Source organism: Sphingosinicella sp. (genome assembly GCF_052387495.1).
Taxonomy (GTDB): Bacteria; Pseudomonadota; Alphaproteobacteria; order Sphingomonadales; family Sphingomonadaceae; genus Allosphingosinicella.
This window is the reverse complement of sequence record NZ_JBQTJC010000082.1, coordinates 1-11,925: the sequence shown is the minus strand read 5'-3', so window position 1 is coordinate 11,925 and position 11,925 is coordinate 1. Positions and strand designations below refer to the sequence as shown.

The 11,925-nt window shown below is 68.7% G+C and carries 9 protein-coding genes; 3 read left to right on the top strand and 6 right to left on the bottom strand.

Translation table 11 applies throughout. From position 1 onward, the window contains the following. From ACT4N8_RS04715 to ACT4N8_RS04700, 4 genes are all read right to left on the bottom strand, one after another. Positions 1 to 839 (bottom strand): phosphodiesterase (locus ACT4N8_RS04715; protein ID WP_444856980.1); only part of this gene is annotated, 839 nt, incomplete at its 3' end. A 4-nt stretch (positions 840 to 843) separates the two neighbouring features. Further along, a complete protein-coding gene (locus ACT4N8_RS04710; protein ID WP_444856979.1) occupies positions 844 to 2,628 on the bottom strand; it encodes a cytochrome c3 family protein in 1,785 nt (594 codons plus the stop codon). 79 nt (positions 2,629 to 2,707) lie between these two features. Continuing rightward, positions 2,708 to 3,583, bottom strand: coding sequence for a hypothetical protein (locus ACT4N8_RS04705; protein WP_444856978.1), 876 nt, complete (start codon positions 3,581 to 3,583; stop codon positions 2,708 to 2,710). A gap of 31 nt (positions 3,584 to 3,614) precedes the next feature. Further along, a complete protein-coding gene (locus tag ACT4N8_RS04700; RefSeq protein WP_444856977.1) occupies positions 3,615 to 6,050 on the bottom strand; it encodes an NAD(P)-binding domain-containing protein in 2,436 nt (811 codons plus the stop codon). A gap of 148 nt (positions 6,051 to 6,198) precedes the next feature. On the opposite strand from ACT4N8_RS04700, the gene ACT4N8_RS04695 reads away from it, so the two are divergent. Together ACT4N8_RS04695 and ACT4N8_RS04690 are read left to right on the top strand one after the other, a co-directional pair. After that, positions 6,199 to 7,143 (top strand): TPR domain-containing protein, encoded by a 945-nt coding sequence (locus tag ACT4N8_RS04695; protein WP_444856976.1) that lies wholly within the window; start codon positions 6,199 to 6,201, stop codon positions 7,141 to 7,143. Positions 7,144 to 7,147: 4 nt separating this feature from the next. Beyond that, positions 7,148 to 8,347, top strand: coding sequence for a 3-deoxy-7-phosphoheptulonate synthase (locus ACT4N8_RS04690; RefSeq protein WP_444856975.1), 1,200 nt, complete (start codon positions 7,148 to 7,150; stop codon positions 8,345 to 8,347). A gap of 20 nt (positions 8,348 to 8,367) precedes the next feature. Here the strand turns inward: ACT4N8_RS04690 and ACT4N8_RS04685 are convergent, their stop codons facing one another. After that, a complete protein-coding gene (locus ACT4N8_RS04685) occupies positions 8,368 to 9,006 on the bottom strand; it encodes an OmpA family protein (RefSeq protein ID WP_444856974.1) in 639 nt (212 codons plus the stop codon). Between the two features lie 232 nt (positions 9,007 to 9,238). On the opposite strand from ACT4N8_RS04685, the gene tagH reads away from it, so the two are divergent. Further along, the gene (gene tagH, locus ACT4N8_RS04680; RefSeq protein ID WP_444856973.1) at positions 9,239 to 10,435 is read left to right on the top strand and encodes a type VI secretion system-associated FHA domain protein TagH; all 1,197 of its coding nucleotides are present in this window, start codon (positions 9,239 to 9,241) and stop codon (positions 10,433 to 10,435) included. Between the two features lie 17 nt (positions 10,436 to 10,452). On the opposite strand, the gene ACT4N8_RS04675 is transcribed toward tagH, so the two are convergent. Continuing rightward, a partial coding sequence (locus ACT4N8_RS04675) for a serine/threonine-protein kinase (RefSeq protein WP_444856972.1) occupies positions 10,453 to 11,925 on the bottom strand: 1,473 nt, incomplete at its 5' end.

The following is an 11,925-nucleotide window of genomic DNA, read 5'->3' as shown; positions in this document are numbered from 1 at the left end:
TCCCGCACCAGCATGCGGACCAGGGGCTGGAGCTTGGGGGTGTAGCGGGCGAGGATTTCGTGATCTTCAGCCGTGTCGAAATGGCTGGCGAGGCGGCGGCCGTCCCAGTGGTGGAGCGCGAAGCCGGGGGGATCGGCGACGATCATCGGGCGGTCGTCGGGGCGGTCGGGATCGATCGGGCCGAGGCCGAGGGCGACCTGCGGTGCAGTCGAGGGGCAGATCATCAGCGGGACGCCGCTCCAGGCGGTGAAGATCGGGCGGTGGACGTGGCCGGAGACCATCGCGACGATGTTGCGCCGCCCCTCCACGATCTCGCGCAGCCGGTTCACCCAGAGCGCGTCGGGGTCCTCGGTGAGCCACGGAATGCCGGTGTCGAAAGGCGGATGGTGGAGCGCGATCAGGGTCGGCCGGTCGGGCGCCTCATCGAGCCGCGCCGTCAGCCAGGCGGCGCGGTGCGCGCAGAAATTGCCGCCGTGCCGCCCCGGCTCGAGCGTGTCGAGGACGATGACCCGCAGATCGTGGTCGTCGATCGCATAATGGATGAAGCCGCTTTCGGTCGGCGTCTCGGGGAAAGCGGCGAGAAAGGCCTCGCGGCTGTCGTGATTGCCCATCGCCGGATAGACCGGGAAGGGCAGGCCCTGAATCGCCTCCTTGTAGCGCCGATAGGCGTCGGCATCGTCGCCATTGTCGGCGATGTCGCCGGTGACCAGCAGCAGGTCCGGCTGCGGGTCGAGCGCGACGAGCGCCACCAGCGTGCGGTCGGCCCGCTGGCGGTTGAACTCGTCCGGATCGTCCGGGTCGAAGCCTAGATGAAGGTCGGTGATCTGGGCGACCAGCATCCGGTCATCGCTGCGCCGGTGCGGGCTGGGCGCGGATCACCGTGCTCGTCCAGCGCCGTCCGCGGATCTGCTGCCTGAGCAGCATCGCCGGCACGCCCTCGTCCATGTGATAATCATGGCACATCGCGCAGCCCGATTCCACCGGCAGCCGCGTCGTTTCGCCGCCATGGCAATCGCGACAGCTCGCGACATTGGGCAGCATCAGGTCGCCGGCGTCGCTCGAACGGTCCGCCGCGTGGCAGCTCAGGCACGCCGCCGAGCCTTCGAGCCGCGGCCGGCCGGGCCGCTGCGCCGCCTGGTGCGGCCGGTGATCGAACCAGCCGTGTAGCATGTAGCGGGTCGGGAAGGCGACCGGGCGGATGCGATAGTCGAAGCCGGAGGCCGGCGCCTCGACCATGTGGCATTCGCCGCACGTGCCCTCCGCCGAGAAAGCCTGGCGCACCGCCGCGGCGGCACGCGGCGCCGCTTGGGAGCGGGCGCGGGCGAACTGGATCGCGGCGCGGATCTGGTTGACGTCGCCCGGGCGGCTGCGCGCCGCGCCGAGGTCCGCCGCGGGCCCGCGATTGCCGCGCGCGAAGGAGAGGATGTCGGCGACGACCTGCCTCGGCTCGCCGTGGCGCAGGGTGCGGGTGACGCCGCCGATCTGCTCGAAGGCGAGGCTGTGGCACATGCCGCAATCCCGCTCCATGTCGACCGGCTGGAAGCGCACCCCGTCCGGCGTCGGCACGTGGCAATCGGCGCATTCGAGCTGCTGGCCGAAGCCGTGCTCGCCGCCCAGCCGCCGCCCCATCTGGGCGACGCCGCCGCGCGGATCGAGATGAAGCGCGTGCGGGAAGCGCAGGTTGCTCGCCTCGCGCGGGTTGCGGGCGAGGCTGACGCGCTGCAGCTGCGGCTGCTCGCCGGTCCAGCGGACCAGCACGGCGGGCTGGAACTCGGGGTGGGCGTCCTCGAAATCGGAGGCGTCGCCGAGCCGCGTGTCGGGCAGGCGCGCGCGTAGATCGGTGTGGCAATCGGCGCAGAATTGCTGCGGCGTCGGCACCATCCGCTGCGAGCCTTCATGCTCGGTGTGGCAATCGACGCAGCGGCCCGGCGTCTGGCCGAACGTGTCGGCGACGGCGAGCTGGAAGCGGTCCCACATGCCGAGATCGGGGCGCGCCCGCTGGAGCCTGGCGAGGTCGGCATGGTCGTGCACGGCGGTGTGGCAGGCCTGGCAGGAGGCGTCCTGCACCGGCTGGAACGGCGCCGCGTGGCAGGCGGTGCAATTCTGTGCGAGGCTGGCATGGCCGGGCGAGAGCGAGCCCGAGAGCCAGAGCTGGTCGGCATGATAGCCGCTCGCAACCTGATCGGGGGGCGTGCCGCGCTGGGAATAGAAGGAGTAGATCGGCCAGGCGAGGAACAGGCCGAGGACGACAATGCCGAGCGTCCAGGCGACGGCGCGCTTGCCGGGCATCACCGTCGCGAGCGCGAAGCGGCGAGTGTCGAACCTGTCCTCTTCCGCGTCGGTATCGGCGCGGGCGACGTCGATCGCGACATCATCCGAGCCCATTTCGGCGGCGAGGATGCGCAGCAGGAATGGGCCGACCTTGACCGTGCCGCCGGTGGCGAGATCGATCTGGCCGAACTGGGTGGCGGCGCCGTCGATTTCGACGGTGAGGCCGGCCTCGGCCGAGACGCCGATCTGGGTCGCGGAGATCTGCTCGATCGTGGCGTGGTGGAGCGCGACGGCGAGGTCGTTGAGGCGGATGTCGCAATCGGGATCGCGGCCGACCTTCAGGAGATCGTCACGCACCCGCGATGTCCGGACGATCTCGCGTCCGTCAGCGCTCAGACTGATGTTCCTTAAGAGGAACGCCATCCCTGCTACCCCCCTACCAGTAGAAGAAGACGCTGACGATATGCGCGACCAAAGCGGCGATGAGCACGAAGGTCAACGGTATGTGCACGAACAGCCAGACTTCGAGCAAGGCCCGGCGCTGGATATAGCCGCGCAGCCGCTGCAGGGCGGCCGCCTTCTTCTCGAGCAACTGAACGACCTGGTCGGCGGCGAGCTGCTGCTTGCCGGAGGCCGAATCGCGCCGCTCGCGCATATAGGCGAGCGCGGCGCGGTTGCCGCATTTGGGGTAGGAGCCGGAGAGCCGGCGCCAGGCGCCGCCGCCGAACGGGTCCTCGCCCAGCGAACCGAGCACCACCGCGCTGTCCTCGTCGGACAAGGGCTGGGCGGAGATCTGGATCTGCTTGTCGAGCTGGTTGACCGCATCGATCATCTGCGGCCCGGTCATCTCCGAGCGGCTGTCCGACAGGCCCTGCGGCAGCAGGCCGTAGACCAGGATGCCGTAAATGCCGGAGACGATGACCAGCATCATCAGCACATAAGCGAGCGTGTGCACGTTCCAGCCGAACTGGAAGCCGGTGTGGAGCGTCCCGAAAATGATCAAGGCAAGGCCAAGATAGACATGGGCCGAGGTCCAGGCCTTCAGCGACCATCGGCCGCGGGTCATCGCCCGCTTGCGGATGCCGAGCAGCGACAGCCAGAAGATCAGGAGCGCGCCGACCGTGCCGAGCGTGTAGCCGAGCCAGGAGCCGCCATTGTGCCGCGGCTGAACGTCGACCAGGAAATAGACCAGGATGGTGAGCAGCGAGAGAACCGCGCCGATCTTGAACCAGCGAAAGCGCCGGTACCTCAGGAAGCTCTCATGAGCCGTCCCGTCGCCGAATTCGCGTGCGTCGATCCCCCTCGTTGCCACCGTCGCTCGGCCCCCCGTCCCTGTCGCTCAGCTAGCCCTGACCCATCCTCGTAACAGATAAAAACTCTTCTGGCGAAACCCGGATCGCCGCGCCCGTCGGACAGGCCCTGACGCAGGCGGGTCCGCCCTCGATGCCCGAACACATATCACACTTTATCGCCTTTTTGGGCGTTTCCGAACTGACCTTGCCTTCGGTCCATTTCTTGTCCGGCTCGCCCGGCCCCGGACCGCTGCCGAAGAACAGCCATTTCAGCAGGTTGGGCTTGGGTGGGGGCGGCTTCGCCATGCGGATAACGCCATAGGGGCAGTTGCGCTGACAATTGCCGCAGCCGATGCAGGTGTCGTTGATATAGACCTCGCCGTCCGGGCCGCGATTGATCGCGTTGGGCGGGCAATCGGCCATGCAGTGCGGATGCTCGCAATGCCGGCACGAGGTCGGGACGTGCAGGTGGGCGTAGGTCCGCCCTGCCTCGCGGTTGAGTCGGGACAGGCCCTCATGGCTGTCGGCGCAGGCGCGCTCGCAATTGTCGCAGCCGATGCAGAGCTTCTCGTCGATCAGCAGCACGTCGGTCGCCTCGCCGATCCCTTCCTGGACGAGGAAGCCGGCAACCGACGAGTACATGTCAACGACGCCGCCGAAGCCGTCCTTGCGCGCCTCGACGAAGCTGTTCAGCTCCTGGCGCGACGACATGTCCTTCTTGAACCGGGCGAGCAGCTCCGGCTTGGCGGCGAGCAGCCGCTTGAAGGCGTCGCCGTCGAGCTTGATCACCTCCGATTTGATCGCGGCGCGCACCGTCGCGGTGCGGCGGCCGCCGTCGACCAGGGCCATCTCGCCGACATAGGAACCGGCGGGGAGATAGGAGAGGAAGACCGGCTTGCCGCCGATCGATTTCTCGACGACCATCGAGCCCTGGCGGATGACGAAGATGTCATAGCCTTCCTCGCCCTCGGTGATGATCGCCTTGCCGGCGCGGATCTCCTGGATCTCGGCGGTTTCGAGCACCTCCTTGAGATCGTCGGGCGTGACCGAGCCGAACATCTGCAGCAGCTGACGCTCGGTGGCGATGCGGGTGATCTCGCGCTTCGCCGCCGAATTGGTCGCCATCAGCTTTAAGGAGGCGGTGCGCGGAATCTCGATGACGATCGCGCCCTCGGCCGTGCGCACCGTGGCGCCGCGCTTGCGGCCCGAGATCAGGCCGACCTCGCCGACGATCGAGCCGCGCGGGATCGGCACGGTGCGCGACGGGTCGTTGGGATCGATCTCGACCAGCAGCGAGCCGTCGGCGATGGCGAAGAGCGAGGCGCCCGGGTCGTTGCGCTCGAACACGATATCGCCGGCACGATAGGCGCGCGGCTCGGAATCGAGCATGAACTCGCGCATCTGCAGCATCGACAATTCGTTGAGAATCGTCACGCGGCGGCGGAAGAAAGCGAGCCACTCGGTAACGCTGCGCTGGCCGGGGAGGATTTTGAACTTGTCGGTGAGGATCGGCTCGTCGGCGGGCTGCAGCTCGGTATTGCCGTTGATGAACTCGATGACGTCATAGCCCTGGTTCATGCAATGCTTGATCAAAGGATAGCCGGCGAGCGCGCCGATCACGTAGATGCCGGGGACGTTGGTCTCGAATTGCGGCGACAGGCCGGGATAGGCGTCCTTGTCCTCGCTGGTGAACTGGATGCCGCAATCCTCGACGAATTTGCGCGGCGGCGAGGTGCCCATGCGGGCGATGATCCGGTCGCATTTGATCTTCTGCTCGCCGTCGCGGGTCTCCATGAAGAGCCAGCCCGGGGTGACCTTCAGCGGTGTCGTCTCGCAAAGCACGTTGACCCGGCCCTGATGCTTGGCTTCCATGAGGAGGTCGACATTGGCCTGCTTGGCGCGTGCGAACTCGGCGCTGCGATTCATGATCGCGACCGTGTTGTTCTGGGCCGGATCGGCGGCGAGTCCGAGCGCGTTCTCGATACCGGCGTCGCCCGACCCGATCACCATGATATGCTCGTCGACATATTCGCCGGGATCGTCGAGCGAATATTGGATGTGCGGGAGATCGCCGCCCTCGCAGCGCATCCGGTTGGGATTGCCCTGCGTGCCGACGCCGAGCACGACATATTCGGCCTTCACCTCCTCGCCATTGGTCAGGATGAGGGTGAAGTCGCCCTTCTGCCCGGTGATCTTCTTCACCTCGGCGTTGAACTTGACGTTGACCTTCTGCTCCTCGGCCTGCCGGTCCCAGGTGCCGAGCACGGCCTCGCGCTTGCCCGCCTCGAAGCCCATGTCCGAGCGCAGCAAAAGCTGGCTCGGCGTCGCCATGACGTGCTTGCCCTTCTGATATTTGTAGATCGTATCGGAAAGGTGGTCGGTCTTTTCGAGCAGGACGTGGCCGAGGCCCAATTGCGCGGCGCGCCCGGCGGCGCTGAGGCCGGCCGGGCCCGAACCCACGATCGCAATCTTGAAAGCCGAGGACAAGGACACCCACTCCCCACATGCCCGGACCGGACGCCCCCGTTCGCGTCCGTCCGAGGCGCGCATATGCGCCAGCCGCAGCCAGTCTAGCAGCTTCTCTTCGACTTGCCAGACTTGACCTCGGCTTTTTTGCCGTGAAGATCGCCCCCAAATGGCTGAACCAGCAAACCAAAAAGGCGGCATCGCGCCCGCCACCATCGCCCTGGCCCTGGCCGGCCTGCTCGCCCTCGTCGCGGTGGCTATCGCTTTGTTCCGCCCCGGCGACACGGTGGAGAGCGCCGACGCGAATGCCGTCGGCAACGCGGCCGCCGGTCCGCCGACCCTCGCCGACACGATCGCCTCGCTCCAGCAGCAGCTGCGGCGCGATCCCGACAATCACGAGCTCTGGTACATGCTCGGTCTCGCCCATCGCGACGAGCAGCAATTCCCCCAGGCCGAGCAGGCCTTCCGCCGGGCGATGGAGCTGGCGCCGCAGAATCCGGACTACACCGCTTATCTCGGCGAGATGCTGCTGCTCCAGAGCGGCGCGACCCCGCCGCCCGAGGCCGAGCGGCTGTTCCGACGCGTCGTCGAACTCCAGCCTACGAACGCGCAGGCGCGTTATTATCTGGCCACGCTCAAGGACATGCGCGGCGATCATCGCACCGCGATCGACGAGTTGCTCACCCTGCTCCGCGAGGCGCCGGCGGATGCGCCGTGGGAGGCGCAGGTGCGCGAGGCGGTGATCGGCATCGCCCGGCGCAACAATATCGACATCGCCAGCCGGCTGCCGCCGCCGCGCGCGCCACGGCAATCGGTCGCCACTTCGGGCATACCGGGTCCGACCCGCGAGCAGATGGATCAGGCGCGCGCCATTCCACCGAGCCAGCAGGACGAGATGGTCAAGGGCATGGTCGACCGGCTCGCCAACCGGCTGCGCCAGAATCCCCGCGACGAGGCGGGCTGGGTCCGACTGATGCGCTCGCGGATGGTGCTCAACGACCGTCCGGCGGCGGCTGAGGCCTTGCGCTCGGCGCTCACCGCCTTCAACGGCGACACCGCGGCCCAGCAGCGCCTGCGCACCGCCGGGCAGGAGCTCGGCGTTCCCGGCGCCTGAAGCGATGGCCTGGCGCCCCGATAGCTGGCGGCGTTACGAGGCGCGACAGCAGCCCGATTATCCCGATCCGGCGGCGCTCGCCGCGGCGACCCGCGAGCTGGCCGCCTATCCGCCGCTGGTGGACGGGGCGGATGTCGCCGCGCTCAAGGCGGCGCTGGTCGAGGCGCAGGCCGGACGCGCCTTCCTGCTCCAGGGCGGCGATTGCGCGGAGAGCTTCGCCGAGTTCGCCCCGGAGACGATCCGCGCCACCCATGCCCTGATGGGGGCGATGGCGGCGACGATCGTGGGCGGCGCGGGCCTTAAGGTGATCCGGGTCGGGCGGATCGCGGGGCAATTCGCCAAGCCGCGCTCCGAGCCGCTGGAGGAGAAAGACGGCATCGCCCTACCCGCCTGGCGCGGCGACATCGTCAACGGCATCGCTTTCGATGCGGCGGCGCGGCGGCCCGATCCCGAACGGATGTTCCGCGCTTACGCCCAGGCCGCGGCGACGCTTGCGCACCTCGACGGGCTTGCCGGCGATACCCCCTTCTTCACGGCGCACGAGGCGCTGCTGCTGCCGTTCGAGGAGGCCTTGGTGCGCCGGCGCGGCGACCAGGTCTATGCAAGCTCGGCCCATTTTCTCTGGATCGGCGACCGAACCCGCTTCGAGGGCTCGGCCCATGTCGAGTTCGCGCGCGTCCTCGCCAATCCGATCGGCATCAAATGCGGACCGACGCTCAAGCCCGACGCGCTGCTGCGGCTGCTCGATCTCCTCAATCCTGCGCATGAGTCCGGCCGGATCACCTTGATCGGCCGGATGGGCGCGGCGATCGAAACCACGCTGCCGCCGCTGCTCCGCGCCGTCGCGGCATCAGGCCATCCCGTTCTGTGGTGTTGCGACCCGATGCACGGCAACACGATGCGCACGGCATCAGGGGCGAAGACCCGCCCGCTCGAGCGGATCGTCGCCGAGACTCTGGCTTTCTTCTCGCTGACCGCGGCGGAGGGCGCGATTCCCAGTGGGCTCCATGTCGAGATGACGGGGCGCGACGTGGCGGAATGCACGGGCGGCGCCGAGGCGCTGACCGAAGCCGACCTCGCCGGGCGCTATCACACCCATTGCGATCCCCGGCTGAATGCCGCGCAGGCACTCGAGCTGGCCGGGCTGGTCGCCGGGGAGTTGAATCGAAACCGCCGCGCGCCGATGCGGCGCGCGGCGGTTTGAACGCGCGTCCTCGCCTCCGATCAGGAGATGCGGACGGCCTCGACGCGGCGATTGGCGGCTGCGGCGGCCGAACGGCCCGGCAGCGGCCGATCATAGCCATAGCCCTCGACTTCGAGCCGGCCGCGGGCGACGCCCTGGGCGACCAGATAGTCGGCCACCGCGCGGGCGCGCTGCTCGGACAAGGTCATGTTGATCGCGCGACCGCCCGAGGAATCGGTGTGGCCCTCGATGCGGAAGCGCATCTCGGCGAGCTGCGGGCGCTGGAGCGCCTGGGCGAAGGCGCGAACCTCGGCCTGGGCGGCGGCGTTCAGCGTCGCCGAGCCCGGCGCGAAGGCGACTCGAACGTTGACCCGGCCAGGCTGACCGGTGGCGACGCGCGGCGCGCGCGGGGCCGGGCGGGCGGCGACGCGCCGGTTGCGCGGCGCGGGCGTGCGGGCCGCGGGCGCATTGGGCCGGGCAAGCGAGAAGCCCCGGGTCGCGGAGACACGCGGGCTGCCGGCGGGCTGGTCCGCCGTGGCGGGCGCCCCGGCCTCGTCGCCGCATTCGCCGGTGAGCGCGCAGACATATTCGTCGGCGCTGCTGGCGCCGTCCTGCGACAGCGCGGCCTGCGGCGCGAATGCGAAACCGCAGAGCAAGAGAGATAAACCGAGTTTGCGCATAAAGCCTCCTCGAACCGGACCTGTCTTTTCCCTGAAGGGCATGAAACTACTCCAATCGCCCCCCAGCGGCAAGCCGAGCCTCCCGCGCGCCGAGCCGATAGCGGCTCGAACCTGAACGTTGCCCGACTGAAACGAGCTTGATAGCTTTTTTGTTCGCGCCTCCGGCCGGCCGGGCTAAGAGGCTGCGGGGGCCGGGGCGCCGGCGCAAAGCATAAGGGAATCAAGGGGCCGCATGACTTTGATCCTGACCATTCGCAACGCCGAGGCGATCCAGGACGAGGTGACGCCGGTATTCGCCATGACCGGCGACAATGCCGTGATCGGCCGCTCCAAGAATTGCGACTGGAACCTGCCCGATCCGAACAATGTCGTCTCCTCGCGCCATATCGAGGTCCGCAAGCTCGGCGAAAGCTTCCTCATCAAGGACATCAGCACCAACGGCACGTTTTTGAACGGCGCGACCGAGCGGATGGGCGAGGAACGGCTGGTCCAGCCCGGCGACACGCTGCGCATCGGCCATTACGAGATCGAGGCGAGCTTCGGCGACGCCCCGGTTGAGGCAGTGCCGCCTCCCCCGCCACCGCCACCTCCGCCGCCCCCTCCTCCGCCACCACCTCCTCCACCGCCTCCCCCGCCGCCGCCGGAGCCAGAACGTACCGTCGTGGCGTCGGAGCCGCCGTCAGTGGAGCCTGCCGCGGCCGGCGGGGAGGATCAGGTCCCCGAAAACGTCACCGTGATGTGGGACTCGCTCGCCGACATCAACAAGGTGGACTGGGCCCGCGCCGGTGTCGGCACAGCGGGCGAGGCGGCCACGATCGACGCCGACGACGCCACGCTGGAGCAGCTCGCCCGAGTCCTGATCGCCTCGGTCCAGCTCAGCGAGAACGAGGTCAAGGCGACGCCCGAGCTGGTGGCCAAGAGCGCTTCGCTGCTGAGGCGGCTGGTCTCCGGGCTGCTCGTCATGGTCGAGGCGCGCGCCCGCGCGAAGGCCGAGATGGGCGCCGAGGCGACCGGCCTCCAGCTCGAGGGCAACAATCCGATCAAATTCTCGCGTTCGCCCGAGCAGGCGCTCGCGCAATTGCTGAACCCGGCCGAATCGGGCTTCATGGACGCCGAGAAGGCGGTCGACGACGCCTATCTCGACCTTCAGTCGCACCAGATCGCGACGCTCTCCGCCATCCCCGGCGCGCTTCGCGCCACGCTCGAACGCTTCTCGCCGGGCTCGATCCGGCGCCGCGCCGCCAAGGCGGGCGTGCTCGCCCGGATCATGCCCTCGCTCCAGGACGCGGCGCTCTGGCGCAATTACGAGCGTGAATATGTGAAGGTGAAGAACGAGTCGGACGAGGCCTTCATGGAGGTGTTCTCGAAGGAATTCCGCAAGGCCTATGAGAAGCAGCTCCGCGAGGGCTTCGGCGACCGCGAGCGCTGATCCGCCGCCGCTCGAGCTCAGTTGGCGGCAGGCGTCGCCCCGAGCGCGTTCGAGCCCTCGCGGTTGACGGACTGGAACCAGACCATCTCCACGCGCCAGTTTCGCTGCGCGGCCTGACTGAGGAAGTCCTGCTGCCAGGACGGTCCGCGCGCGCCAACCGGCGGCGCGATCACGTCGGGCGGGAACGGCCCCTGCCCCGTGACCAGGATGATCCCCGACCAGCCCTGATGGTCAAGATCGATGTGCAGCCGGTAGCGACCGTTGCCGTCGCTGCTGATCGGCCGCCCGCCGACCGACTGGGCGACGGCGCCTTCGAAATTGGCCCGGTCCGCGATGATCGCCGAGATCACGCCGGAGGGCTCGATGCCGACGATCGCGAAATCGATATTGGGATCGGTGAAGTCGAAATCGATCACCGCGTTCGCCGCCTCCTCGCCGGCATAGGCCGAGCCGGCGGGCTGCATCGTCATCTCGAAGCGCGGCCGCTCGGTCGAAAGGCGATAGTCGGAGGTGGCGCGGACCTGGCGATAGGTGTCGAGCGCGGCGCAGCCCGCCGGAGTGATCGGCGCGACGTCGCCGAAATCGAGCCGCGCGTTGGCAACACCCGCCTGCTGGAGGGCCGAGTTGAGTTCGCGCTGGGCCGCCTGGGCGTCACCCGCGACGCCGCGCATCGCGACGGTGACGGTGCCGCCCTGATCGGTCACCGAGCCGATATCGAGCCAGGTGCAGCTGACCGACGGGATCACGGCGTTGATCGCGCCGCGCGCCGCCTCGACCGGATTCGCAGGCGGCCCCGGCGTCACCGGCCCGACGATGTTGCGCGGGTCGCCCCCGCCGCCGGGAAACTCGCCGCCCATCAGATAATAAGCGCCGCCGCCGACGGCGAGCGCCGCAGCGAGAACGCCGCCGACGAGCAGCGCCTTGGAGGCGCCACCGCCGCCGGCTGGCTGCGACTCGGTCGTCTCCGGGCGCACAATCGTCACCGGCGGCGCAGAGCCACCGCCGAGCATCGCGACCACATCCTCCATCGAGCGCAGCCGATCCTTGGGATCGGGGCGAAGCATCGCCTCGATGGTCGGCCTCAAGCTGTCCGGAATGGCCGAGATGTCCGGCCCCTTGCGGCGCTTGTCGATCGCGTCGACCAGCGAGCCGGACATGTTGACGTTCTTGCCGTTGGCGACCGCCAGGATGACGAGCGCGAGGCTGTAGACGTCGGTCCACGGTCCGACCTCGCGGCCATAATCGCCGAGCTGCTCGGGCGCGACATAATTGAGCTTGCCGGCGAAGCCGTCGCCGACGATCGTCGCCGAGGAGGAATCGAGGTCCGTGGCGATACCGAAATCGATGATCTTCGCCTGGTGGACGTCGCCGCCGGGGAGCAGCACATTGTCCGGCGACATGTCGCGGTGGATCGCGCCCAATTTGTGCGCCGCGCCTAGGCCGGAGGCGAGCCGCCTCAGGAGGCCCGCCAGCTCCTCGGGCGTGCGCTC